The sequence below is a fragment of the Dietzia sp. PP-33 genome (genome assembly GCF_033790845.1).
Lineage (GTDB): Bacteria > Actinomycetota > Actinomycetes > Mycobacteriales > Mycobacteriaceae > Dietzia.
In genome coordinates this window covers 673,342-698,435 of sequence record NZ_JAMYEI010000001.1, presented here as the reverse complement: position 1 = coordinate 698,435, position 25,094 = coordinate 673,342, and the positions used below count along the sequence as shown (strand labels likewise).

Genomic DNA, 25,094 nt, shown 5'->3' with positions numbered 1-25,094 from the left:
AATGCTATGTGTGGTCGGTCGAGGGATCCGAATCCGACGGATCCCGTGTGGAGCGGGTCAAGCGCAGGATCCGGCTCCGGCGGCGGAGGGTGTCCGCTGCCTCGCGGGCATCTCCGGTGCTCTCGGGGTCGCCGTCCACGTCCTCATTATGCAGGTACGTGTTCTCGTTCACGTCGTCCGCGTCCTCGTGGGTCCGGACGAAGTCGGTGAGGCGCTTGGTCAGCCGGGCGACGACGGACTCGCGGTTCGCTCCGGTGGAGGCGTCCGCGGTCTCCTCGGCAGCGGTCTCCGCATCGTCCGCGGCGAGTTCCGCGGCCTCGAGGGAGGCGGCGGCCTCCTCGGCGCCGTGCGGCAGCAGCTCGTCGGGGACCTCGTCCCACACACCGAGAGCGACGCACACCGCCGGCAGGAGTAGTCCCGCGGCGAGTTCGTAGCCCGCCGAGTTGGGGTGGAAGCGGTCGGGGGAGAACAGGCTGTCGCCGCGTTGGTGGAACTCCGGGGCCAGGGCCTCGGCCAGGGACACCGGTACGCCACCGGCCCGCCGGACCTGCACGGACTGGGCCGCGGCCAGTCGACGGCTGAGGGTGGCCATGACCGACCGCAGTGGTTGGGGGACGGCCTTGATGATCCCGAGGTCGGGGCAGGTCCCCACCACCACGTGTGAACCGCCCTCGCGTAGCGCCTCGACGGCCTCACCCACCCGCTTGGCGGCGGGGCCGATGGAGTGCCGGGCGGTGATGTCGTTGCCGCCGACGAGAATCACGGAGATGTCCGGATCACCGTGGGCGATCTGCATGGCCTCGATCTGGCCCTCGAGCCCCTTGGAGGTGGCGCCGACGATCGCCTTGACGCTCAGTCGCACGTCCCAGCCGGACTCCTCGGCCAGGCCGCGCGCCAGGAGCACTCCGGGCAGTTCGCCGGGGGAGTCGGCACCCAGGCCGGCGGCGAGGGAGTCGCCGAAGACCATCATGTGGACGTCGCACGTCATCCCGGGCCGCCACGGCTCGGCGGTCTCGGCGCCGGGCCGATAGAGGCCGTCACCGTGGAAGGGCCGTGAGGTGGGCTTGGGGATCACCCGACGGGCGATCCTGGCCTGCTGGGCGAGCAGTCCGTACGCGCCCCGGTACGCGCCGGCCGTGCCGACCGCGGTGCCGACCGCGAGCAGAGCGAGGTTGACGACGACGTTCCGCGCCGGATCATCTGCTTGGCTCATCTGGCGTGGCGTCTCCCCTCGGTGCGGTGTCGTGCGGAACGGGGCGCCGCGAGGTCGCGGGCCTGCTGTGACAGCTCAACGATAGTCCTGCGGCTCTCGGCGGGCCCCATCGACAGGTCGACCGGGTACTCGACGATCGAGATGTCGGTGTGGACGATCCGCCGGGGCTGCGGGGCGTCGTCGCGGCGCTGGGCCGGGTACACCAGGTAGGCGCGGTCGACTCCGAGCGCGGTGCAGGCCGCCAGCAGTCGGTAGTGCTCGGCCGCGCGGGCGCGACGATCCGTCGGATAGGTGGGCACGAAGGTGGTGACCGGCTCGCCGTCGACCTCGTACACCAGACCCATCCGTACGGAGATGTGGTCGCCGTGATCGGCGGGTGCGCTGTGCCGGCCGGAGGGGTCGTCGTCCGATTCGGTTCCGGAGTCCAGGTTGACGACGGGGTTGTGCAGCAGGCGGCCCCCGCGGCCGTCGAGGGCGGCGGTCAGCTCGGCTTCCACGAAGCGCTCGAACAGTGCCGGCATCTCGGTGACGAACGCCGCAGACGCCGCGTGGCCGTCCTCGACCTCGACCGAGATGCGGCGCACGATCCGGTCGGCCAGGGCGAGCGCGTCCTGGAAGCGGGCGTTGAGCCGGGTGGGCGTCCAGGTGGGGACCGGGGCGCCCTGGCCGATCAGCGAGGCGTCGGTCAGCCGGGCGTCGACCATCGCGAGTCGCCGCCGGGTGGCGTCGGGCAGGTCCGGCAGGAACTGTAGGCGGTGCGCGGCGGTGCGCAGGATGCGGTTCTCGGCGATGTCCGGGGTGAACTCCGAGTAGGTGACCTCCAGGGGGATGGTCATGCCCGGGTGGCGGCGGATCTGGTCTCCCAGACGGATCCGGCCCCGCACGGTGGTCAGCGCCTCGTCGACCCTGCGGTAGCCGCGCAGGAGCCCGGACGACAGCGCCTGGTGCGCCAACGCGGCCATCGACTCCGCCACGGAGGCCCACAACTCGTCGTCGTCCCTCGCCTGTACGGCGGACGGGAGGAACGCGTTGTCGGCAGCGTGGTCGAGCAGGAAGAACAACTGCGTCAGACCCAGGTTGGCCGCCGGCAGCACCCGCACCGACAGTCCCTCGACCCGGACCGACCCCACGCAGCCGCAGGGGATCAGGCGCCAGGTGTCGCGGCCGGCGGGCAGGACCTCCACGAGCCCGGTCTGTGACAGGTGCTGGGCGCCCTCCCAGCTCAGGGTGACCAGCCGGCCGCGGCGATCGAACTCGTCGAACTCGAGGGACTCCGAGGTCGCCGAGCCCGCCGAGGCGGAGATCACGCCCGGCCGATCTTCCGACGCAGCGTCGCCAGGCCGAAGCGCTCGTGCACCTCCGCGCGGGTCATCCGCCCGTAGTAGTGCTCCTCGAGCAGGGGCAGGAGGTCGTAGCGCCATATCGCCTCGAGCCCCCCGGGATCGGTGGCCCGGTCCTTCATGAAGTACGACGGCCCGATCCGAAGATCGCGATCGGAGTCGTCGATCTCGGAGTTGAGTGCCTCCAGCAGCTCCGCGGGCTCGGTGGTCACGCCCCGCGCCTCGAGGTGGCGGCGCAACACGCCCGCGACCGGTGGGGTGTCAGGGTGCAGTTCCATGAAGGCGAAGCGGCGGCGGATGGCCGCGTCGACCATGGCGATCGACCGGTCGGCGGTGTTCATGGTGCCGATGATGAACAGGTTGCGGGGCAACCGGAACGAGGTGTCGGGGCTGTACTGGGGCAGCACCGTGCGGTCGCGGTACTCGAGCAGGAAGTACATCTCGCCGAAGACGCGGGCCAGGTCGGCACGGTTCATCTCATCGATGATCAGGAAGCTCGGGTGCTCGCGCCCGGAATCGGACGTGGCGCGCGCGGCCTGCCGGCGCAGGGGCCCGGCCTGCAGGGCGAAGCCGGGCTGGCCGGATTCGGTGAGCGTGGGCCGGTAGCCCTCGAAGAAGTCCTCGTAGGCGTAGCTGGGGTGGAACTGCACCAGCTGGACACGGCTGGGGTCGTCGGCTCCGGCGAGGAAGCGCGCGAGTTCCTGTGCCAGGTAGGTCTTTCCGGTGCCGGGCGGGCCGTAGAACACGATCTGCTGCCGCTGCTGCAGGGTCTCGACCATCTCCTGCAGCTCCTCGCGGGGCATGTGCAGGCTGTCGGCGAGCTCGTCGGTGACGTCGGGCAGGGTGGGCACGGTCCCGGCTCCGGGTGCCTCGGCGACCTGCGACTCGGCGGAGTGGCGGCCGGGGTGCATCACCGCCAGCAGCGCGTCCAGTCCGTCGGTGAGGTCTACGACCGTGCCGGGCTCCCCGATGAGCTCCGAGAGCGGACTGGGGAGGGTGTCCAGGTCGAGGGTGACCGAGTGCCACCGGACGGAGCGTTCGAGCTGCTGACCGCCGTCCTCGACGTATCCCAGGTCGTCGGTGAGGGTGCCCAGGTGCAGCTTGGCGTCGGCGACCGTGGCCACCACGTCCTGGGGACTCATCCGGGACAGGAAGGTGTGCAGCTCGGCGGTGAGCTGGAACCGGGCCTGGTAGTCCAGGTGCGGGTAGCCCTGTTCGACGGCCTGGGACACCTCGAGCCGGCTGGCGTGCGCCGGGATGCGCGGCAGGTGGGAGGCGGGCAGGGCGATGCGGTTCTGCGCGACCCACTGGCCGGCCTGACCGACCCCGCCGCGACCGGGCCGGACCAGCCAGGCGCGTCGCGAGTGGTCATCGCGGTGGCGCTGCCACTGGTTGGCGATCGCGCCGCGATACCAGTCGACCGGCTGACCGAGCTGGGCGGTGAGAGTCTCGGAGATGCGGTGCAGGTCCTGGTCGATGTCCAGCTCGTCGATGCCCGACGGGCCGCCGATGAGGTCGGCGAAGGCGTCGCGGATGCGGGTCTTGTGCTCGTGCTTGACGATCGGCTGGAAGTACCCGGGCCAGGCCAGGTACTGCAGGCTGTAGCGGATGGCCCGCCAGTCTCCCGGAGTCGAGCGGGCGGCGCGCTGGAACTCCCACGGGTCGGTCAGCGCCGCGTCGCGTTCCGTCGAGTCCAGCTCGGCCCAGTGGATGACGAACGAGCACAGCCAGCGCAGGTGCTCCCGCATCTGGACGTTGAAGCCGAGCCCGCCGGTCAGCGGGCCCTTCTCGCCGAGCGCCTCGTCGAGGGCCTCGGGGATCCCGGGCGCGTCGTCCATCCATGACAGCACGTCCCGGATCCGTCCGCGCTTGAGGCGGGCGGTGACCGTGGACAGCGGCAACTGCTGGATGTAGAGCAACTCGGCGGCCAACAGCACCACCGGCCGCGGGGCGCCCTCCAGCTGGTCGTGCAGCGCCTGCATGACGGGGGAGCGGGTGGAGCCACCGGAGGGCTCCGTGGACGGCTCGTCGGGGTCGCCGTCGAGCCGCCGGATGAGCTCCTCCGCCACCTCGGGGGTCCACGTGTAGAGCTCGGGGTCGAAGGGCGACTGCCCGGTGCGCAGCGCGGGTCCCAGGACCTGCTCGGCCGCCGATTCGATCTTCGGTGCCGGGCCTAGAGGCCTGTCATGGGAACCGTCTGACACGTGGAACTCCTGGAAACGCCGGCGCGGAATCGGGCTCGCTCCGGGCCCGACATTCGTGGAGAACCTACCACCGGGCCCGTCGCCGCCGGTCAGCTCTGGTACGGCTCCGCGGTCACGATGGTGACGGAGACGGACTTGCCGTTCGGGGTGGTGTACTCGCGGCTCTCGCCGACCTTGGCGCCCAGGATCGCCCGGCCCAGGGGGGAGTCGGGGGAGTAGATCTCCAGGTCGTCCTTGCCGGAGCCCTCGCCCCGGGTGCCCACCAGGAAGGTCTCCTTGGTGTCCTCGTCGCCGTTGTAGTAGGCGCGGACGACCGACCCGACCAGGGCGACGCCGGTCTCGGTGGGCGTCTCGCCGACCTGGGCGGTGGCCAGCAGGTCGTCGAGCTGACGGATGCGGGCCTCCTCCTGGCCCTGCTGCTCACGCGCGGCGTGGTAACCGGCGTTCTCCTTGAGGTCGCCCTCCTCGCGCCGCTCGTTGATCTCGGCGGCGATGACCGGACGGTTGGCGATCAACGCCTCCTTCTCGGCCATGAGGCGGTCGTACGAATCCTGGGTCAACCAGTAACCCTGGGTGTCGTTGGCCATGAGAGCGCACTCCAATCTGTTCGTGTGCGTGCTGCTGTACGCAAAACACGGCCCCGCAAAGGGAGCCGTGCTGATGGCTCGATGCTAACACAGGGACTGACCTGCCCAGCGCCGTGCGAACCTGCCCGGTGGGGCCCTACCCGCGCAGGTAGTCGGGCACGTCGTCTCCGCATCCGTAGACGTCGGCCACGAACCCGCGCGCCCAGGTCTCGATGGACACCTGCACCTGGATGGTGCCGCTCTCCGACGGGGGCACGTACACCTCCCGGCGACCGACCTCGCCCTTCGTCTGGTCCTGCGCGCGGACGATGCAGTAGACGGGCGTGCCGGGCTCGTCGCGGGTGACCGTCATCACGAGGTCGGTCCGCTCGTCGTCGACGACCGTCACCCCGGTCTGCTCGGCGGAGATGTCCGGGTCGGCGTTGAGGCGGTACCCGGCGACCGCGCCGGCCACCACGAGGGCGCCGACGAGCAGGACGAGGAAGCCGGCGACCACCTTGCCGGCCACTCCCGATCCGGAGTCGCCGTACCGCTCCGACGGCGGGGTCGACGGCGCCTGCGACGGGTCGTCCGACCTCGGCTCATTCATGGGCCCAGGGTATCCGGGGGCGGTGGGCGGACCGCCCCGGGGGCACCGGAGCTCGGTGAGTCCATAGACTGGTGCGGTCAACCAGTACCCGAGCTCTGCAGAAGGCAGGTGCGACGATGGCCGGTCTTCGGCTGATGGCGGTGCACGCCCACCCCGACGACGAGGCGTCCAAGGGCTCCGCGACGATGGCCAGGTACGTCGCCGAGGGCGTGCACGTGCTGGTGGAGACGTGTACCGGTGGGGAGCGCGGCAGCATCCTCAACCCGGCGATGGACCGTCCCGACGTGGTGGCCGACCTCGTGGCCGTACGGCGCCGTGAGATGGCGCGCGCGGCCGACATCCTGGGCGTCGACCACCACTGGCTGGGGTATGTGGACTCGGGTCTGCCCGAGGGGGACCCGTTGCCCCCGTTGCCCGAGGGATGTTTCGCGCTCGCCGACGACGACGAGGTCACCGCCTCCCTGGTGGCCAGGATCCGCGAGTTCCGTCCCCACGTGATCATCACGTACGACGAGAACGGCGGGTACCCCCACCCGGATCACCTGAAGGTGCACTCGGCGTCGATGGCCGCCTTCGAGGCCGCCGCCGATCCCGCGCGGTACCCGGAGGCGGGCGAGCCGTGGGCGGTGGCCAAGGTCTACTACACGCACGGCTTCCCCAAGAGTCGTCTGGAGCGGCTCGACGACGAGCTGTTCGCCCGCGACGGCGTCCGCCACTTCGCGGAGTTCCTCTCCCGCTGGGGCGACCGTCCCGACATCATGGAGCGGGTCACCACCCGGGTGGAGTGCGCGGAGTACTTCGAGCAACGCAACTCCGCCCTGTTGGCGCACGCCACGCAGATCGACCCCAACGGGTGGTTCTTCGCCGCCCCGGTGGAGATGCAGCAGCGGGTGTGGCCGACCGAGGAGTTCGAGCTCGCGGCAAGTCGGGTGGCCGTACGCGAGCGGGCTGAGGGAGAATACGAGTCAGACCTCTTCGAGGGCGTCGACCCGTACGTCGAGCTCCCGGTCGGACCGAGCACAGTGAAGGACCCGAGATGATCACCCTGGGACCGGACGTCCAGATCGTGGCGTACCAGGCCACGATGATCCTCGCGCAGAACCAGTCGCCGGGGACTCCCGGATACAACGACAACCCGCTGGGTCCGGAGTTCGGGAAGGCCTCGCCGATCGGCATCCCGGTGGTGCTGCTGCTGCTCATCGCGACGGTGCTGCTGATCCGCAACATGAACAAGCACATCAAGAACCTCCCCGAGAGCTTCGACGCGGAGCATCCGGAGCCCGACCAGCTGGCCGACGAGGGCACGGACCGCGCCGGAGTCGAGGGAGAAGCCCCCGGCGCACCTGCCGATCCTCGCTGACCCCGGTTGCGCCCCAACACATCCGAAACGGGGCGGAGCAACGGGCGCCTCGGCCCGATCGCCGATCAACGGAGGTCGGAGGGGGTAGGGTCACCGGCTGTGCTCCCGCCCCGCGCTCTGCGCGTCCCCGCCTGCCTCTTCTTGGCCGCCACCCTCGCGTTTCCCGCTCCGGTGGGCGCCCAGACCGTCGTGGACGGATTGACCCTGGGGGTCGCGGAGGTGTTGGAGTTCCGTGACCGGAGCGCGGAGGTCGCCGTCCCCATCCCGGTTCCCCCCGGACTGACCCCGCGGACCCTGTCCACGACGGTGCAGTTGCCGGTCGATCTGGAACACGGTCATCTCGAGGCGTGGTCCGGTGACCTCCTCCTGGACCGGATGGAACTGGACGGTCGGGAGGAGTCGGTCCGTCTGGACATCCCGCTCGACAGGGGGCGGGTGCGCGGCGGCGTTCTGGACCTCACCCTGCGGACTGTTCTGAGCTCCCTGGGTGAGGCGTGCCCGGACTGGACCGACAGGCCGTTGGTCCTGCGCGATTCCGTGGTGGAATTCGACGGCGAACCCGAGCCCCCCGAGGTCCTGGCGGATTTCGTCCCCCCGGTGCTCGAGCGGCTGGAGATCTACCTGCCGGACGAGCCGAGCATCGCCGAGTCGAAGGCCGCAGCGCAGTTGACCGTCCTGGCGGCTGCGAGATTCGGGACGCGCGGGCTGGAGGTGGAGGTCCTCCCGGCGTCGGGCCCCAGGGCTCCGGTCACCTCGCCGTTCACCCGACGGGCCGAGATCACCGAGTCGGACCAGACCCGCGTCGAGTTGACCGATGACGCGGTCCCCACCGCAGTCATACGGGGGGACGCCACGACCCTGGGCCGTCAGATGCGCTCGGTGTCCAGCGAACTGTGGTCACTGGCCGTGTCGGATACGGTGACCCTGGACTCTCCGCTTCCGGCCCCGCGGGCGTTGGTGACCGAGGGCACGCTGGACGAGCTCGGGATCGGCTCCCGTCTGGCCCGGTCCGTCGGGACGGTCGAGGCGGGTTTCGGGCTCGATCAGACGAACCTCGCGATGGTGACCGGGGACGTTTCGGTCGACCTGCTCGGGTCGTACTCGCCGCCGCCTGCGGACCGCAGTGGGCTGATCGTGGTCTCCGCCGGGCAGACCGTGCTCGACTCCTGGACCGCCGATCAGTCCGGGGTCATCGAGCGCAGCGTGGAGATCCCCCAGGGCGCACTGGGTCGGTACACCGACATCACCGTCTCCCTGCAGACGGCGGGAGCGGGCGCCGCGTGCGGGGTGCTCCAGCCGCTGACGATGCTCATCGACGGGTCATCCCGGGTGCGGCTCGGCGAGCCCTCCTCACCCGCCCCGGCCGGGTTCGACTCGCTTCCGCAGGCGCTGATGCCGCGGTTGCAGGTGGCCACCGCGAACGGGTCACTGGAGGACACCTCTCGAGCGGTGCGGATCCTCGCCGAGTTGCAGGCGCTGTCCGCCGGCCCGCTCATGCCCGAGTGGGTGACCATGGAGACCCTCCTCACCGGCAATAGCCCCGGAATCCTGGTGAGCTCCGCCCCGGCTCCTGCGGAACTCGATCGTCCCCTCACCCTGACCAGCGGGCGCACCCTCGAGGTGATCGGCGCGGACGACGGCGAACCGGCGACCCTGCGGTTCTACGAGGACGTCGACTTCGCGTCCATGCAGGTCGTCGAGGACGGTGATCGGGCGCTTCTCGTGGCCTCGACGAGTTCCGGTTCCGGAGAGATCGATCGCATGCTGGACTGGCTGGACGCCGAGCCGGGTCGCTGGTCGACGTTGGGCGGCAACGTCCTGTTCACCGCCCCCGACCGGGAGCCGATCGAACTGTCGACCACCGACGCCGTCGTGGTGGAGTCGACGGACGCCGAGGGCACTGACGGCATCGTCCGAACGGCTCTGCTCATCGGGCTCGTGGTCACCGTGGTGGGAGCGGGGATCGCAGGACTCGTCTGGGCGGTGACCCGCCGGCGCCGGCTGGGCGCCGGGCGGTGAACGCCGGGTACGACCACGCGGCGCGGTGGGCCCTGCTCACCGCCCTGCTGGCAGCCGGTTTCCACGAGACCTGGCTGCGGGTGGTGCGCGAGCAGGCCGCGGGAGCCGGGAGCGGCGTTCTGCTCGCGCCGATCCTGGGCGCCGCCCTCACCGCGGTCGCCCTCCACCTGAGGCGGCGCCCCGAGTTGCCGATCCACGACCGCCAGAGCGACAAGATCGCCGGCACGATCGTCCTGGCGATCGCCCTCATGGTGCAGTGGTTGGTCCTTCCGCGATACACGGGCAGCTACGTCCTGCTCCACCTGGACGTGCTGGCCGCGTGGGTCTTCCTCCTGGGGGGATGCGTCTTCCTCTTCGGACTCCGCCGCACCGGGGCGTTCTGGCCGGCGTGGATCGTCCTCGTGGTGGTCCCGCCCGGCGCGGTCCGACTGGCGTCCTACGCGCTCGGCGGTAGCGGCACGGCCCAGATCGTCGTGGCCCTGCTCGTGGTGCTCACGGGCCCGGTGGTAGTGGCGGCGCCCGCACTGCTGGGGCGGGTGCGTCACCGCGACCGGGGGAGCTCGGACGGCGGCGGCCACGCCCGCGCGCGGCGCACGGTGGTGTACCGCCGGGAGGCATGGCGTAGCGCGCCCCTGCTGGTCGTGGTGGCGTTGGTGCTCGCGCTCGCACCGCTGCCACCGGGGGTCTCCGAGCGGCTGGCCACGGGCCCACCCACCCTGGACGGCCCGGGGCAGGTGATCCCGGAGGGGTGGCAGGAACTCGAGACCGTGGACTACCCGTGGGCGGGCCGGATGTTCGGGCCGTCCGCCACTTTGCAACGCCAGATGATCCGGGCCACCCGGGTGCGGGCCGACTGGGACCAACTCCTGCGCCCGCGGGTCGCGGCCGTGCAGTCGCTGACCGTTGCCGGCACGGGGGTGCTCGAGTTGTTCCCGCTCGAGATGACCTTCGACCTGAGCGCGGCCCGGGTGAGCCCACCGCGGACGGTGGACCTGGGTCGCGGGGTCACCGCCCGGTACCGCACCGTGATCGACGACGAGAACCTCCTCACCTGGAGTCTGTTGACCTTCGCGTGGAGCCGGGACCGGGGCCGGGTGCAGCGGGTCACCCTCATCACCGTGGACAACCACGAGTTCGACGCCGTGTTCCCACCGACCGTCCCCGGCACGCGGTCCACGTTCACCCGTCTGGCGAACCTGTTGCTGCGCGGGTCGGCGGCGGTCACGGACACCAACCCTCAGGACAAGGATCTGGACATGCTGATCGAACTGGGGACCGAACTGGTGAGGGCGCAATGGACGGGGCAGTGACGCCGGAGCAGGCCCGCAGCGAGGCCGCGCTGCACGACGCCGTGCACGGGCTGTTCGAACGCGACCCGCTGGCCTCGGCGGCGGTGCCGTTCGTGCCCTGGCAGAAGTGGACCGGCCTCGCCGCGCTCGCCGTGGTGATCCTCGCCCTCGTCCTGGCCACCACTCAGACGCTGATCTTCTTGACGGCGGTGAGCACGTTCGTCTACCTCATCACGCTCGCGGACCGACTCCTGCTGCTCAGCCGGGGTCTGGCACGGGACTCGATCCTGCACGTGGAGGACGAGCGCGCCCTCGCCGTCCCGGACTCCGAGCTGCCCACCTACACGGTGCTGGTGCCCGCCTACAACGAGCCCGAGGTGATCGGTGACCTTATCGACGCCGTGAGCTCCATCGACTACCCGGCCGACAAGCTGGAGGTGCTGCTCCTTCTCGAGGCGGACGACGACGTCACGATCGACGCCGCGGAGGCGGCCGGGTTGGGGCGGGTGTGCCAGATCCTCCGGATCCCCCCTGCCGATCCGCGCACCAAACCCAAGGCGTGCAACTACGCGCTGCACTACGCCACCGGCGAGATCATCACGATCTTCGACGCCGAGGACCGCCCCGACCCCCTCCAACTGCGCCGGGTGGCGGTGGCCTTCTCCGAGCTCGACGACGAGGTGGTCTGCGTGCAGGCGAAGCTGGCGTTCCACAACGGCTCGCAGAACATGCTCACCGCGTGGTTCACCGCCGACTATGCGCTGTGGTTCAACTTCCTCCTGCCCGGGTTGATGAAGTCCAGCTCGCCCATCCCGCTCGGGGGCACCTCGAACCACATCAAGGCGGACGTCCTGACCGAGATCGGGGCATGGGATCCGTACAACGTCACCGAGGACGCGGACCTGGGGGTGCGGATCGCGGCCCGCGGGCACCGGACGGCCGTGCTCGACTCGACCACCCTCGAGGAGGCCAATCCCGATCCCATCAACTGGATCAGGCAACGTTCCCGCTGGTACAAGGGTTACCTCCAGACCTGGTTGGTGCACATGCGTCAGCCCGTGACGCTGTGGCGCACCCTCGGCACGGTGAGCATGTTCCGGTTCACCACCCTGCTCGCCGGCACCCCCGTGATCGCCTGCCTGAACATGGTCTTCTGGCTGGTGACCCTGTCCTGGCTCCTGGGACAACCCGCTGTGATCGAAGAGGTCTTCCCCGCCTACGTGTACTTCCCGGCGCTGATCTGCCTGGTACTCGGAAACGCGACGATCCTCTACTCGAACCTCATCGCGTGCCGGGAGACCGGGAACGCCTCCCTGTGGTGGGCGTGCCTGACGGTCCCGCTCTACTGGGTGCTGATGTCGATCGCCGCGATCAAGGGCACCTACCAGCTGTTCGCCAACCCGTCGTACTGGGAGAAGACCGTCCACGGGTTGGCGTCATGAGAGGGCCGGCGTCATGAGGTACCGGCCCGCGGTGCTCTTCCTCGCCTTCACCGCCCTGTACCTCGCGGCCGGGCTGTACCTGTCGCTCGGTGCGGGCTACCTGCAGGGAGACGCGCTGAGCCGGGTGGCCGACACCCGGGCGGCGCTGCTGTCGCGCGACCCGCACCTGGCGGCCATCGGGTTCATCTTCACGCCTCTCACCGCGCTCGCCCAGCTCCCGCTGGTCGGGCTGTCGGAGTGGTTCCCCGCGCTGACCAGATGGAACCTGACGGCCGTGGCGGTGAGCGCCCCGGCGATGGCGGGGGCGGTCATCCAGGTCCACGCGATCGCGCGGGAACGCGGGTGCCCGACCTGGTTCACCCGGGGGGTCACCCTGGTCTTCGGACTGCACCCGATGATCGTCTACTACGGCGCGAACGGCATGAGCGAGGCGCTGTTCGTCTTCTTCGTGGTCTGGGCGGTGCGCCGGCTCGTCCGGTGGATGAGCACTGACGACGTGCACGACCTGATGGTCGCCGGGTTCGCACTCGGGATGGCCTATCTCGCGCGCTACGACGCGCTGGCCGCCTCGGGCACCGCGACCCTGCTCGTCGCCGCGGTGTCCTACCGCCGCAGCCGGAGGCAGGAGGTGGCGATCCTCGACGGCGTGGTCCTGGCCGCGCCGACCGCGCTGGCCTTCCTCGCCTGGGCGGCGACCAGCTGGTTGGTGACGGGCAGCGCTCTCGCACAGTTCTCCTCCCGCTACGGCAACGCCGCGATCCTCGAGCAGTCCGGCGGGGGATCGACCGGCGGGTTGTCCGCGATCGCCTTCTCCGCCGCCGAGATCGTGGTGCTCGCCCCGGCGCTGGGGGTGGTCCTGGTGTGGTGTGCCGTCCTGTCCGTGCGCCGGCGGGATCCCGAACCGCTGGCCGCGCTGGTCCTGGTGGCGGTCCTGGCCTTCGCGGTGCTCACCTATATGCGGGGCATGACCTTCCCGTTCCTGCGCTTCTACATCAGCGCCGTCCCCCTGATCGCGGTCCTGGCGGTGTTCTGCGTTCCGCGCGGTGGCACCCTGCGGCCCCGGCGACCGGGGGCCCGGGCGGCGGACAGGCCGCGGGACACGCTCGGGCGGGGAGTCGTCCTGCCGGCCACGGTGTTGCTGCTGCTCGCGGCGGGGGTGCCGCTCAGTGGCGCGGTCATGGTCTCGCCGACCCTCTCGCAGGAACAACACGCCCTCCACGCGGTGGTGGTTCCCGACTCCGGTGACCGGGCCACGGAGCTGCGCCTGCAGCAGGAGGCGATCATCGCGTCGTTCGACACCGAGCGACGCATCGCCGACTACCTCGACTCTCTCGGCCTGCCCGAGGGCGCCGTCCTGATGGACACGGTCCACGGGTTCCCGATCATCGCCTCCACCACCCGGCCGGATCAGTTCGTCATCCCCTCGGACCGGGATTTCGTCGAGATCCTCAACGACCCGGCCGCCCACGGCGTGCGCTTCCTGCTGACCGTGCCCGCCGAGGGGCGCGGCACCTCCGATGCGCTCAACCTGCGCTATCCGACCGTGCACGAGAACGGCGCCGAGCTCGGCGCCCTGGAGTTCGAGGTGGTCAACTCCGGCAACGACCGCCCGACCTGGCGGCTGTGGCGGGTGTTCTAGAAGCGGCCGTGATCCGGTGGATGGAGGGTGATGGTCGACTATCGTCAGCTCATGAAATCCCCTCAGATCGTCGCACTGCTCGTGATCGCCATGACGTTGTCGTGCGCCGCGCCGCCGGACTCGAGGTCGCAGGAGCCGACCCCTCGGGCGACGGTCTCCGCGGGCGAGTTCCACCTCGACGGCCAGCCCTGGTGGCCGACGGGCCTCAACGCCTATCAGCTCGCCACCGACTGGGGCGTCAACGCCGGGTGCGGGGCCATGGTGGACCTCGACCAGTACTTCGGCTCCCTCCCCGACGGGGCGGCGACCAGGTTCAACGTCTTTCAACAGCTCGCCGTGAACAAGTTCACCGGACAACTCGACTTCGCTCCGATCGACGCCGTCTTCGCGGCGGCAGAGCGTCACGACCAGATGGTCATCCCGGTGTTGGTGGGGCAGGACGGGGCGTGTGAGGACGGACAGTACAAGGACCGGGACTGGTATCTGGAGGGCTGGGAGCAACCGACGGCCATGCCGCTGAGTTACCGGGACTGGGTCACCACCGCGGTCGAGCGGTGGTCGGTGTCCCCGGCCGTCGCGGCGTGGGAGCCGATCGGGGAGCCCGAGACCGCGGTCTGCGGAACCGATGACTGCCACTGGCAGTTCCGCACCTGCCCGGCCGACTCGGCGGAGGTGCTCCGCGAGTGGACCGACGAGATCGGGGCGCTGATCCGTCACCGTGATCCGGACCGTCTCATCACCGCCGGCCTCCTGGGCGGCGACCAGTGCGGTCTCGTGGGCGACGGTTACAAGCTCATCGCGGACTCCCCGTACGTGGACGTGCTCCAGTACCACGATTACGACGACGCGGGCTTCCTGCCGCTGCGCCTCGCGCAGACCGACAAGCCGCTGGTGGTCACCGAACTCGGTATCGCGGCCGGCTCCTGCCAGTCTCTCGACGATCGGGCGGTGCAGATCGGGGAGCGCATCGACGACTACCGGGCGATGGGCGCCGCGGGAGCCATGCTCTGGGCGTTCGTCCCCGATCCCAGGCCCGCCGAGTGCACGTTCGACATCGGCCCGGAGGACCCGATCAGGGACCTTCCCCAGATGAGCAGGGCCGGCTAGAGGAGCTGCTAGTTCCGTCCGCCCAGCAGGTCGCCCATCGGGACGAAGTCGCCGAACTCGTCGTCGTCGGTCCGGCGGCCCCGCCCCTCGTCCGCCCGGGTGGGCGGCACGGCACCACCGGTGACCCCGGCGAAGCGCAGCATGTAGTCCGCCAGTTCGGTCCCGACGCGGCCGGCGCGGGTGCTCAGCGAGTTCTCGTCCCCGGCCGTGGTGGGCGCGCCGAAGTCCTCCGCGGCGGCGAAGACCGTGGTGGGGACGACGTCGGCCTTGAGGTAGGCGAACATCGGCCGCAGCGCGTAGTCGATCGCCAGCGAGTGTCGCGCGGTGCCGCCGGTCGCGCCCAACGCCACGGGGACGCCGGCGAGAGTGCCGGGATCGATCACGTCGAACAGCGACTTGAACAGGCCCGAGAACGACTGGTTGTAGGTGGGTGTCACGGCTATCACGCCGTCCGCCCGGGCGATCTCGTCGATCGCGGCGCTCAGCTTCTCACCGGGGAAACGGGTGATGGTCGCGTCGACCACCTCGTGCGCGAGCTCGCGTGCCTCGAGCACGCTCACGTGGACCCCTCGCCCGTGGCGCGCGAGCGCATCCCGGGTCGCGGAGGCGAGGTGGTCGGCGAGCATCCGGGTGCTGGACGGCACGGACGTGCCGGCGGCGACGACGACGAGGTTGAGCGGCCGCTCGCCGGTGTGGCTGTGTGGCTGTGTGGTCACCTGGACTCCTTTCCGGCGGGGGCCTCGGCGAGCCGGGACTCGGTGCGACGGGCACGGGCCAGCGCCTGCTCCTGGGCACGCTGCCCGCCCTCGGTGGTCAGTCCCGTCCAGTTGTCGCCGGTGCCGAAGCGGTACGCGTCGGAGTACGCGGGCTGACCCTCCGAGGCCAGTGCCGCGTCCCGCGCCGCCACCCGATCGGCGTGGGTGGGCCCGTTCGGCACGTGCGCCGGCCGCAGGGCGTCCAGCTCACGGCGCAGGACCGGGACGATCTCCGTGCCGAGGATCTCGATCTGCTCGAGCACCGTCTTACGGGGCAGTCCCGCGTGGTCGATGAGGAACAGCTGGCGTTGGTAGTCGCCCACGTGCTCACGCATGCCCATGTAGCGGTCGATGACCTGCTGGGGCGACCCCACCGTCAGCGGGGTCTGCGCGGTGAAGTCCTCCATCGACGGGCCGTGGCCGTAGACCGGGGCGTTGTCGAAGTACGGGCGGAACTCGTCGACCGCGTCCTGACTGTTCGGCCGGGCGAAGAACTGGCCGCCCAGGCCCACTATCGCCTGGTCCGCGGAGCCGTGGCCATAGTGCTCGTAGCGGCGGCGGTACAGGTCGACCATCTGCTTGGTGTGGCTGATCGGCCAGAAGATGTTGTTGTGGAAGAACCCGTCACCGTAGTAGGCGGCCTGCTCAGCGATCTGGGGTGAGCGGATCGAACCGTGCCAGACGAAGGGCGCGACCCCGTCGAGCGGACGCGGGGTGGAGGTGAACTGCTGGAGCGCGGTGCGGAACTTGCCCTCCCACTCCACCACGTCCTCATGCCAGAGGCGGTGTAGCAGCTCGTAGTTCTCGATCGCCAGCGGCAGACCCTGTCGGATGTCCTGACCGAACCACGGGTACACGGGGCCGGTGTTCCCGCGGCCCATCGTCAGGTCCACGCGCCCGCCGGTCAGGTGCTGGAGCATCGCGTAGTCCTCCGCGATCTTCACCGGGTCGTTGGTGGTGATGAGCGTCGTGGCGGTGGACAGGATGATGTCCGAGGTCCGGCCGCCGATGTACCCCAGCGTGGTGGTGGGGGAGGACGTGACGAACGGCGGGTTGTGGTGCTCGCCCAGCGCGAACACGTCCAGTCCCACCTGTTCGGCCTGCACGGCATACTCGACCACGGTCTCGAGACGCTCGTGCTCGGTGGCCACCCGGCCGGTGACAGGGTCGGGCGTGATGTCGGCTATGGAGAAGATTCCGAACTGCATGGTGGCGGGCCTTTCAGTCTGTTGGTCTACTCATCCTAACTTGCTGACATGTCAAACAAAAGGGGTGGGCGGGGTATTCCCGATCACGCTGCACTCCGCGGCGATCCCTGGTTTCCCTGCGCGCAGAGGGGTGGGGATGTCAGGATTCGACGACTGTCACCAGGAGGCGCCGTGACCGAGTGGATCGTCCGGAGATGGGCCCGTTTCGGCCACGACCGTCTCTACGCCGCGACCCCGGGCGGAACCGACCTGGGCTATCTCGACCTGGCGACCGGCCGCTTCCACTCCGACGACCTGTCGAACCTTCCACTGCTGCGCAGGGCGGTCGGGGAGCACTTCGCTCCGGTCGCGGCGCCGGACCCTGCTTCGGCGCCGAGCCCGGCGGTGGCAGTGGCGGGGGCGGGTCAACCCGAGTCCGCGCCTGCGCCGTCCGCACCTTCCGCGCCACCCGTGCCGAAGCCGACGCCGACCCCGACGCCGGACCCGCTCCAGGTGTCGGGCCCGGAACCGACGTCGGCTCCCGGGCTCCTGATGGCACCGGGCCCGAGGGCCGAACCCGCGCCCGGACCGAGGTGCCACGACCTCACCGGCATCCCTGCGGGCGCGGCCGCGCGCGAGCGGGCGATCGCCGAGCGTGAGGCGCAGGGGGTGATCCGGCACCTGTTCGCCCGGCTTGTCGACGCGAAGACCGACGAGCGCGCCTGGCGTATCGGTGCCGACGGCGAGCAGGCGGTCGCCGAGCAGTTGGCGATGTTGGGATTGCAGTGGCGGATCCTGCACGCGGTGCGCGTGGGGGAGCGCGGTGCGGACATCGACCACGTGGTGATCGGCCCCGGTGGCGTCTTCACCGTGAACTCCAAGAATCACCCGAAGGCGGCGATCTGGGTGGGCGGTGACACCGTCATGATCAACGGCAGCCGGGTTCCCTATGTCCGCAACAGTCGGCACGAGGCGGGAAGGGCATCTCGCCTGCTCGCCGAGTACGTCGGTTTTCCGGTGCCCGTCACCGGGATGATCGCGGTGGTCGGCGCCCGCCGCGGGTTCACCGTGAAGAGCCAGCCCGCCGACCGCGCCGTGGTGGTGGTCCCCCGGCGGGGTATCAGGCGCTTTCTGCAGTCGCAGCCTCCGCGACTGAGCCTGCGGGAGATCGACGCGATCCACGAGGTCGCCAGACGATCGACCACGCGGCAGCGCTGAGCCCGGGGCGGTGACCGACGTCAGGCGGGTCGGGGTGAATCGCGGCTGGGTGGGTCGCGGCGGGGGCGGCTGACTCCCGGTGGGTTGGTGAGGTGCCCGTCGTCGGTGATGAGGCGGTCGAGGTGGAGTCGCCACTGGTGGTCGAGGATCTGGTCGCGGGCCCGTGCCAGGGGGCCTGTGGGGGTGGTGCGGTGTTCGTGTCCGGTCTCGGTGATGATGGTCAACTCGCCGAGGGGTCCGGGCTGGTAGGCGCAGTGTCCGAAGGTCTTTTCCCGGTGGTGCCTGCGACACAGGCAGACCAGGTTCCACTCGGCGGTCGGTCCGCCGAGTTCGGGATGGAGGTGGTTGAAGGCGATGACGTGGTCGATCTCGCAGTCGTGGGCATCGACGGTGCAGCCGGGGTGGCGGCAGGTGCCATCGCGCAGCCGGATCCGCTCGACCAGGGCCGGGGTGAGGAAGTATTTGAGCACCGCGTCGGGGGTGTCGAGGACGCCGGGTTGGGGGTCGATCAGTTCGAACCGCACTTTCGCGTCGCCGCCGGAGAGCAACTCCTCGCACAGCCAGTCGAAGCTGGCGTAGGCGCCGGTGACGAACTGGACCTGGTTGGGCAGGCCCTGGGCGATGCCGTTGATGATGGAGATCCGCACCGGCTTGTCGGTGCCCCAGGACGCGCCCAGGGGCGGCCGGTCAGCGGCGCCGGCGCTGACGGGGCTGTCGGCACGGTCGGTGGGGTGTTCGGGGTCGTGCAGGCCGGTGCCGATGTCGTCGGTGTTGGGGTCACCCAGGGCGCACAGGGCGTCGGCGCGGAGCTGGTCGCGGCTGCGGGGATGACCGCTGTCGGTGGCGGTGCGGGCGGCGGCGTCGATGCGGCGCCGGAGTTTCTCGGCGGCGCCGGCGGGCAGGTTCGCCCACATGCTGGTCATGCCGGCTCGGCCGGGGCGGAACCGGACGGTGCGCTGCTCTGCGGCGGCATCGGCGGTGTCCTGGGCGCCGGTGGGGTCGTGGCGCTCGCGGGAGGCGTCCACGGTGGTGTCCAGGGCTGCCCGGCTGGGGCGGTGGCCGCCGTCCAGGGCCCGCGCGAGGGCCGCGACGACCTCGGATTCGACGTCGCCGATGATGTCGTCGGGTATCTCGGCCAGGCGGCAGGCGGTGTCGATGGCCAGTTGTTCGGGAAACAGGCCGCGCTCGACCGAGCTACGCAGACGCGACAGTCGGGTGTGGATCTGAACCCCGGCGGTGACCAGGCGCGCGGCGTGCCAGGTGGTCAACGCCATCGCCGCGGCCAGGTGATCGCGGGCCCGGTCGGTCGGCTCCAGACGCGCGAACGCCGGGCGTGAGTCGGATGCGGCGGGATCAGCCTCGGACACATCGTGGGCGGCCCGGTCCAGACGCCTCATCGCCTCCACGAGGTGGTGCGCAGCCTGCAGGCGGGTGGCCGCGGCCAGATTCTGGGCACGAGTGGCCGACCGGGCCACCTCGCTCAATGCCTCGGCGTCGAGGGTGTCCAGGGGCTCGGGCACGGCGCGATGCGGCCCGGTGGTGAACGACTCAACAGCGGACGATCCAGCAGCGAACGGCCCGGTGGTGAACGACCCCGTCGTCGTCGTACTCATCACCGTCACCCCTCCCGCGCCACACCAGACTCGAACATGTGTACTAGTCTAGACGCGGTCCGACTATCGCGCAAGTGTTCGAGTGTCGGGTACGGGATTGAGAGCGCCCTATGAGCGCGGCGGCCGGCCCGCCCGGGACCGGTTCCGCCAGCTCAGCAGGGCCAGGCCGGCCCAGGAGACCAGGACAGCGGCCGCCACCGCGAGCTGCGCCGTGAGCAGATGCTCCTCGGGGTAGATCACGCCGGTGAGGTAGTGGTCGATGAACCCGGAGGTGGGAATGGTCTCGCGACCGGCGTGTTCGCGGCCCCAGTTCTCCACGTGGGTCAGCGGACAGACCCACCCCACGATGGCGATCGCCAGCGCGTACACGGCGGTGGCCAGGTGCGGCCAGAACGTCCACCGCCACCGCCAGGCGAGGAAGCCGCCCACCGCCAGGTAGACGAGGAACGCGGCATGGAGAAGCATCGCGATGTCCGCGATCAGCCGGTACCCCATGCCTCCAGGGTGCCAGCCTCGGCCGGTGGCGGGAGTGGTCCGCCGCCGGCGTCGTCTGCTACGGTGTGCCGCATGTCGAACGCTCGCGCATATTGGCGCTTTATGTGGGCTCCGGGTGGAGCCCGCGCCGCGAGCGCACGCGTCCGCTAGACGGACGCCCCGACACCCGGAGCCCAGAGGCGGTGACCACCACGGTCGCCGCCTCCCGCCATTTCCAGCGGCGGATCCGGGTGCATCACGGGCACCACGAGGATCACGGCACCCGGCCCGCCACCACCGAGAGACCAGGAGCGCACCGCCGTGACCATCACCGCCGAGAACCCCACCCAGACCGCTGACAGGCGCGTCCTGTCCTACTCCCCGCTGCCGACCCCCACCCAGATCCTGGGCGAGCTCCCGCTGGGGCAGACCCGGGAAGCGCTGGTCGAGCGCAGTCGCACCGAGGTCGCCGACGTGCTGGCCGGACGCGACGACCGGTTGCTCGTGGTGGTGGGCCCCTGCTCGGTCCACGATCCCGAGGCCGCGCTCGACTACGCCGGCCGTCTCGCGGCGCTGGCCGAGGAGACCGCCGAGGACCTGCTGATCGTGATGCGCGTGTACTTCGAGAAGCCGCGCACCACGGTGGGGTGGAAGGGCCTGATCAACGACCCCGCGCTCGACGGCAGCTACGACATCCCGCGCGGCCTGCGCACCGCCCGCCGGCTCCTGCTGGACGTGCTCGACCTGGGGCTGCCCGTGGGCTGCGAATTCCTCGAGCCGACCAGCCCGCAGTACATCGCCGACGCCGTCTCCTGGGGCGCGATCGGGGCGCGGACCACCGAGAGCCAGGTACACCGCCAGTTGGTCTCCGGACTGTCCATGCCGGTGGGCTTCAAGAACGGGACCGACGGCGAGGTGCAGGTCGCGGTGGACGGGTGCAGGTCCTCGGCCTCGCGGCACGTGTTCTTCGGTACCGACCCCGACGGTCGCGCCGCGGTGGTCGAGACGGCCGGCAACACCGACTGCCACGTGATCCTGCGCGGCGGAACGGGTGGGCCGAACCACGACGCCGGGTCGGTGGCGTCCGCGGTGGCGTCGGTCGCGAAGGTGGGGCTGCCCGGTCTCGTCATGGTGGACGCCAGCCACGCCAACTCGGGCAAGTCCCATGAGCGGCAGGCCGAGGTCGTGGCCGAGCTCGCCGAGCGCGTCGGGGCGGGGGAGCAGGGCATCTCCGGCGTGATGATCGAGAGCTTCCTCGAGGCCGGCGCCCAGTCCGTCGGGGCCACCGAATTGGTGTACGGCAAGTCCGTCACCGACGCGTGCATCGGCTGGGACACCACCGCCGACAGTCTGCGCGCTCTCGCTGCGGCGGTACGCGGCGGCCGGAGGGGTTGAGCCCGGCCCGGGTAAGGGGGACCTCTGTGGAGGGGGCGCCGCGCGGTACTCTTTCCCGCGTGGACGCCTCCTCCCCCCTGTACTCGCTGTACGAGTCTCGACTCCGGTCGTCGCTCGAGGGTGCCCGGCTCCCACGGCACATCGCGGTGATGTGCGACGGCAACCGCCGCTGGGCCAAGGAGGCCGGCTTCACGGACGTCGCCCACGGCCACCGGGCGGGGGCGGTCAAGATCGCCGAGATGCTGGGCTGGTGCGACGAGCTGGGCGTGGACGTGGCCACCATCTATCTGCTCAGCACCGAGAACCTCGGACGGGACACCGACGAACTCGACGAGTTGCTGCAGATCATCGCCGACGTGGTGGACGAGATCACCGGCCCGGGCAAGAACTGGGAGGTCCGCATAGTCGGTCGCCTGGAGGTGCTGCCGGAGTGGCTGGCCGAGAGGCTGCGCCACGCCGAGCGGGTGAGCAAGGGGCGACCGGGGGTCAAGGTCAACGTGGCCGTGGGCTACGGCGGCCGGCAGGAGATCGCCGACGCCGCGCGGGATCTGGTGGCGCAGTTGATCGAACAGGGCCGCACGGGGCAGGAGCTGGTCGACGGGATGACCGTGGAGGGCATCGGCGAGCACCTCTACACCTCCGGCCAGCCCGATCCCGACCTGGTGATCCGCACCTCGGGTGAGCAACGGCTGTCGGGCTTCCTGTTGTGGCAGAGCGCGTACTCGGAGATCTGGTTCACCGAGGCGTACTGGCCGGCGTTCCGCCGAGTGGACTTCCTCCGCGCCCTGCGCGACTACGGCGCCCGACACCGTAGGTTCGGTCACTGATGTCGGCGTCGGGGACCGGGGTACCGGAGTCGTTCTCCGTGAAGGCCGTCTGCGTGGTGGACCAGCTGCTCACCGTGCCCGGCCGGGTGGGGGTGACGGCGATCGACAAGCAGCCCGTCGACGGCCCGGTGCAGGTGCGCGAGTACGGACTCCACGGCGACGTACAGGCAGATCGCGAACACCACGGCGGCGTGTGGAAGGCCGTCTACCTGCTCTCCGATTCCGACGTCGAGCCGTGGGAGCCCGAGTTCGGCGGCCCGATCCCGCCCGGCTACTTCGGCGAGAACCTGCGCGTGACCGGCGTCGACACCGCGCAGCTGCCGATCGGCACGGTGCTGGAGGTGGGGCAGGGCAGCGGGCGTAGAGCCCCTCTGCGACTGGAGATCACGACGCCGCGGATCCCGTGTCAGACGTTCGGCGACCGCGTGGGTAAGCCGAGGTGGGTGCGCCGCTTCACCGAGGCCGGGCGACCGGGCGCGTACGCCCGCGTGCTGCGGGCGGGGCCCGTCGAGGCCGGCGACGAGATCCGGGTGGTCGCGGTGCCCGGCCACGGCGTCACCATCGGGCGGGTGTTCGAGGGGGTCGACGACGACGAGGTCGGCCGCCTGCTCGCCGAGTACAACCTCTCCGATCTCGCACCGAGCCTGGTGCGCAAGCTCGACCCGGCCACGGACGTGCGTCCCGCCGACGCCGACTGAGCCGGCCCCTCACGCTGTCGAGAGGTCGATTCCGTTCACGTTTCCCCAGGGGCGGGTTCAGGTGGTCAGCGCATTTGTGACCAGTCGGCTGTGACCACTCGGGGCAGGATCACGCACGCGGCTCGACCAGGTGGTCCCAGACCGGGCCGGCGGTGCGCCACAGCTCGGGTGCCTGCTCGACACCCACGTCGGGCAGCCGGAACGCGCCGCTCCCGCCGGCCGTGGTGGCCACCAGGGTCGCCAGCCCGGCCCGGCGCTGCAGGGGTGAGCGGCGGATGTTCCACCCCAGGATCCCCTCGCGGATCAGCAGGTCGGTGCGGCGCAGCAGCGAACCCTTGCGGAGGGCGACCACGCGGGTCGTGACGCCGTGTCCGAGGCCGCGGGAGTTGTCGACCGCGGTCCAGATCGCCACCGGCGCGGACACCGCCAGCGCGGCCACCGGGGCCCACCACAGCCACGGCCAGAGCACGGCGGGGACGACACCCGACCCGGTGACGACGACGACGGCCGCGGCCGCCCGCACGAATCTGCGCCTCCGGGCCGCGGGCGGATGGACGCGGAGCGCGGCGGGCTGTTGTGCGCGGGGCGCGGTGGGCTGTTGTGCGCGGGGCGCGGTGGGCACCGGCTCGCCGAGGATCGTCCCGGCGGCTCCGGCGGAGACGTCCCGGGGTGAGGCCGGAACGAGCGCCGGGCTCTGCTTCTGCTTTCCGTCCTCGTCCTTCCCGGTCCCCACCCCGGAGGCCACCACGTCGAGTCGCGCGGCGCCGAGGAGCCGGAACCCGGGTGGCTCGTGCAGCGTCACCCCGCGTACGCGGCGTCCGTCGAACGAGGAGTGGCGCCCCACCAGCAGGCCTCGGCGGATCTCGAGCGAGCCGTCCTCGTGGCGGTCCAGTCGTAGGTTCCACCAGTTCTCGACGAAGATCGCCACCGAGGCGATCGTGCCCACCACCAGCGCCAGGAGGACTACCCCGGCGGCGATCACCGGGATCGGGAGAGCGCCGATGCGATCCCAGATCCACTCGAGCAGTTCGGGGACGGCCCCGAACCAGTCCGCGACCTGGAACACGATGCCGATCCCCACCAGGCCCAGCAGCGGCGTCATGACGCTCGCGGGTGCGTAGCGGACCCAGCCCCGGTCCAGGCGCACCAGTTCGGAGGTGTCGGTGGCGGCCCGCTCGGCGAGCAGATGTCGGCGCAGGTCCTCGGCGACCTCGCGGTCGAGGGCGACGAGCGTGAGCCGGGACCCGTCGGTCTCCCCGCTGCCCAGCCTGACAGTGGCTATTCCCAACCGACGCTGCACCAGGTCGGCCGAGATCTCGACGTTGCGTACCCGTCCGGTCGACAGGCTGGTGGTGGAGCTGGAGAGGAAACGGACCCGGCGTTCGATCCGGTGGGGGTCCACGCGGTACCTGGTCACGGCGAGCCGGACGGTCTCGGTGACCGCGGTGGCGACGGTGCCGAGGATGGTCGCGCCGATCGTCCAGAGGAGCACCCATCCGACGGCGAGGCCGCCGAGCAGCATGCCGATGCCCGCGGGTACCGCTGCGGCGGCGAGCGCGCCCGCGGCGACCAGCGTCGTGGCGGGGATCGTCCGCGGGTCGAGACTCAGCCAGCCGGCGTCGGGGGCGGTCACGTCGCGTCCCGCTGGTCGTCCTCCGCCAGCAGCGTCAGTCGGTCGACCATCTCCTCGGCCCGGTCGGCGTCGAGGGCGCTGATGCGGACGGCGCCGGCCGAGGACGCGGTGGTCACGACGACGGTGGCCAACCCGAACTGTCGCTGCAGCGGGCCGCGGGTCTTGTCGACGGTCTGCACCCGGGACAGCGGGGCCGCCCTCCACTCCTCCCAGAACAGGCCGCTACGGCTGTAGACGGCGGTGTCGGTCTCCTCCCAGCGGTGGATGGCCCACCGCACCCGCGGCACCACCACCAACGCTACGGCTGTCGCGGCCGCCCACCCCACGGCCACGAGGAGGATCCACGGGGCCAGGATCACCCCGAGGACCACGGCCACCACCAGGGGCCCGATCATCGCTATCGCGACCTGCGCCGTCCACCAGCGTCGACACCGCGGGTCGACGCGGTTGCGCGGTGGCCTGAGTTCTAGAGGTGACGAGTTCACGGTTCCCAACATAGGGCCCC

At 70.9% G+C, this 25,094-nt stretch carries 22 protein-coding genes; 11 read left to right on the top strand and 11 right to left on the bottom strand.

Annotated elements, in window-relative coordinates; translation table 11 throughout:
* Positions 1-4 precede the first annotated feature (4 nt).
* The 5 genes from NJE57_RS03345 to NJE57_RS03325 all read right to left on the bottom strand — a co-directional run bounded on the left by NJE57_RS03345 (position 5) and on the right by NJE57_RS03325 (position 5,933).
* Positions 5-1,213: an SGNH/GDSL hydrolase family protein gene (locus tag NJE57_RS03345; protein ID WP_319026933.1), complete on the bottom strand. Its 1,209-nt coding sequence runs from the start codon at positions 1,211-1,213 to the stop codon at positions 5-7.
* Positions 1,210-2,520 (bottom strand): 5-methylcytosine restriction system specificity protein McrC, encoded by a 1,311-nt coding sequence (locus tag NJE57_RS03340; protein ID WP_319026932.1) that lies wholly within the window; start codon positions 2,518-2,520, stop codon positions 1,210-1,212. The genes NJE57_RS03345 and NJE57_RS03340 overlap by 4 nt, the downstream gene beginning before the upstream one ends.
* The gene (locus tag NJE57_RS03335) at positions 2,517-4,757 is read right to left on the bottom strand and encodes an AAA family ATPase (protein WP_319026931.1); all 2,241 of its coding nucleotides are present in this window, start codon (positions 4,755-4,757) and stop codon (positions 2,517-2,519) included. The genes NJE57_RS03340 and NJE57_RS03335 overlap by 4 nt, the downstream gene beginning before the upstream one ends.
* 89 nt (positions 4,758-4,846) lie before the next feature.
* Complete coding sequence (gene greA / locus NJE57_RS03330; protein ID WP_017835774.1) at positions 4,847-5,344, bottom strand: transcription elongation factor GreA; 498 nt, start codon at positions 5,342-5,344, stop codon at positions 4,847-4,849.
* Between the two features lie 136 nt (positions 5,345-5,480).
* Entirely contained in the window at positions 5,481-5,933 is a 453-nt protein-coding gene (locus NJE57_RS03325; RefSeq protein WP_319026930.1) for a DUF4307 domain-containing protein, read from the bottom strand.
* Positions 5,934-6,049: 116 nt separating this feature from the next.
* Here NJE57_RS03325 and mca point away from each other — a divergent pair, with 116 nt between their 5' ends.
* The 7 genes from mca to NJE57_RS03290 all read left to right on the top strand — a co-directional run bounded on the left by mca (position 6,050) and on the right by NJE57_RS03290 (position 14,789).
* Positions 6,050-6,973, top strand: coding sequence for a mycothiol conjugate amidase Mca (gene mca, locus NJE57_RS03320; protein WP_319026929.1), 924 nt, complete (start codon positions 6,050-6,052; stop codon positions 6,971-6,973).
* Positions 6,970-7,293 carry a hypothetical protein gene (locus NJE57_RS03315; protein WP_413464343.1) on the top strand — a complete coding sequence of 108 codons (324 nt, stop codon included), beginning with the start codon at positions 6,970-6,972 and terminating at the stop codon, positions 7,291-7,293. Before mca ends, NJE57_RS03315 begins: the two co-directional genes overlap by 4 nt.
* Positions 7,294-7,392: 99 nt before the next feature.
* The gene (locus NJE57_RS03310; protein ID WP_319026928.1) at positions 7,393-9,312 is read left to right on the top strand and encodes a hypothetical protein; all 1,920 of its coding nucleotides are present in this window, start codon (positions 7,393-7,395) and stop codon (positions 9,310-9,312) included.
* Entirely contained in the window at positions 9,309-10,622 is a 1,314-nt protein-coding gene (locus NJE57_RS03305) for a hypothetical protein (RefSeq protein WP_319026927.1), read from the top strand. Before NJE57_RS03310 ends, NJE57_RS03305 begins: the two co-directional genes overlap by 4 nt.
* Positions 10,607-12,043 carry a glycosyltransferase gene (locus tag NJE57_RS03300; protein WP_319026926.1) on the top strand — a complete coding sequence of 479 codons (1,437 nt, stop codon included), beginning with the start codon at positions 10,607-10,609 and terminating at the stop codon, positions 12,041-12,043. Before NJE57_RS03305 ends, NJE57_RS03300 begins: the two co-directional genes overlap by 16 nt.
* 13 nt (positions 12,044-12,056) lie before the next feature.
* Positions 12,057-13,682: an ABC transporter gene (locus NJE57_RS03295; RefSeq protein ID WP_319026925.1), complete on the top strand. Its 1,626-nt coding sequence runs from the start codon at positions 12,057-12,059 to the stop codon at positions 13,680-13,682.
* 51 nt (positions 13,683-13,733) lie between these two features.
* Positions 13,734-14,789 (top strand): beta-mannosidase, encoded by a 1,056-nt coding sequence (locus NJE57_RS03290; protein ID WP_319026924.1) that lies wholly within the window; start codon positions 13,734-13,736, stop codon positions 14,787-14,789.
* An 8-nt stretch (positions 14,790-14,797) separates the two neighbouring features.
* On the opposite strand, the gene NJE57_RS03285 is transcribed toward NJE57_RS03290, so the two are convergent.
* A complete protein-coding gene (locus NJE57_RS03285; RefSeq protein WP_319026923.1) occupies positions 14,798-15,505 on the bottom strand; it encodes a CE1759 family FMN reductase in 708 nt (235 codons plus the stop codon).
* Positions 15,502-16,752: an LLM class flavin-dependent oxidoreductase gene (locus tag NJE57_RS03280; RefSeq protein WP_319026922.1), complete on the bottom strand. Its 1,251-nt coding sequence runs from the start codon at positions 16,750-16,752 to the stop codon at positions 15,502-15,504. Before NJE57_RS03280 ends, NJE57_RS03285 begins: the two co-directional genes overlap by 4 nt.
* Positions 16,753-16,923: 171 nt before the next feature.
* Here NJE57_RS03280 and NJE57_RS03275 point away from each other — a divergent pair, with 171 nt between their 5' ends.
* On the top strand, positions 16,924-17,949 hold the full coding sequence (locus NJE57_RS03275) for a nuclease-related domain-containing protein (RefSeq protein WP_319026921.1): 1,026 nt from the start codon (positions 16,924-16,926) through the stop codon (positions 17,947-17,949).
* Between the two features lie 20 nt (positions 17,950-17,969).
* Here the strand turns inward: NJE57_RS03275 and NJE57_RS03270 are convergent, their stop codons facing one another.
* Together NJE57_RS03270 and NJE57_RS03265 are read right to left on the bottom strand one after the other, a co-directional pair.
* The gene (locus NJE57_RS03270) at positions 17,970-19,562 is read right to left on the bottom strand and encodes an HNH endonuclease signature motif containing protein (protein WP_319026920.1); all 1,593 of its coding nucleotides are present in this window, start codon (positions 19,560-19,562) and stop codon (positions 17,970-17,972) included.
* Between the two features lie 108 nt (positions 19,563-19,670).
* Positions 19,671-20,057, bottom strand: a complete 387-nt coding sequence (locus NJE57_RS03265; protein ID WP_319026919.1) for a DUF2784 domain-containing protein — start codon at positions 20,055-20,057, stop codon at positions 19,671-19,673.
* A 300-nt stretch (positions 20,058-20,357) separates the two neighbouring features.
* Between NJE57_RS03265 and NJE57_RS03260 the strand changes: the two genes are divergently transcribed.
* The 3 genes from NJE57_RS03260 to NJE57_RS03250 are packed head-to-tail and all read left to right on the top strand — an operon-like array spanning position 20,358 to position 22,956.
* Positions 20,358-21,431, top strand: coding sequence for a 3-deoxy-7-phosphoheptulonate synthase (locus NJE57_RS03260; protein ID WP_319026918.1), 1,074 nt, complete (start codon positions 20,358-20,360; stop codon positions 21,429-21,431).
* 59 nt (positions 21,432-21,490) lie between these two features.
* Positions 21,491-22,258: an isoprenyl transferase gene (locus NJE57_RS03255; RefSeq protein ID WP_319026917.1), complete on the top strand. Its 768-nt coding sequence runs from the start codon at positions 21,491-21,493 to the stop codon at positions 22,256-22,258.
* On the top strand, positions 22,258-22,956 hold the full coding sequence (locus tag NJE57_RS03250; protein WP_319026916.1) for an MOSC domain-containing protein: 699 nt from the start codon (positions 22,258-22,260) through the stop codon (positions 22,954-22,956). Before NJE57_RS03255 ends, NJE57_RS03250 begins: the two co-directional genes overlap by 1 nt.
* Before the next feature lie 109 nt (positions 22,957-23,065).
* On the opposite strand, the gene NJE57_RS03245 is transcribed toward NJE57_RS03250, so the two are convergent.
* Both NJE57_RS03245 and NJE57_RS03240 read right to left on the bottom strand, forming a co-directional pair.
* Positions 23,066-24,589, bottom strand: a complete 1,524-nt coding sequence (locus NJE57_RS03245; protein ID WP_319026915.1) for a PH domain-containing protein — start codon at positions 24,587-24,589, stop codon at positions 23,066-23,068.
* The gene (locus NJE57_RS03240) at positions 24,586-25,074 is read right to left on the bottom strand and encodes a PH domain-containing protein (protein ID WP_319026914.1); all 489 of its coding nucleotides are present in this window, start codon (positions 25,072-25,074) and stop codon (positions 24,586-24,588) included. Before NJE57_RS03240 ends, NJE57_RS03245 begins: the two co-directional genes overlap by 4 nt.
* Between the last annotated feature and the right edge of the window lie 20 nt (positions 25,075-25,094).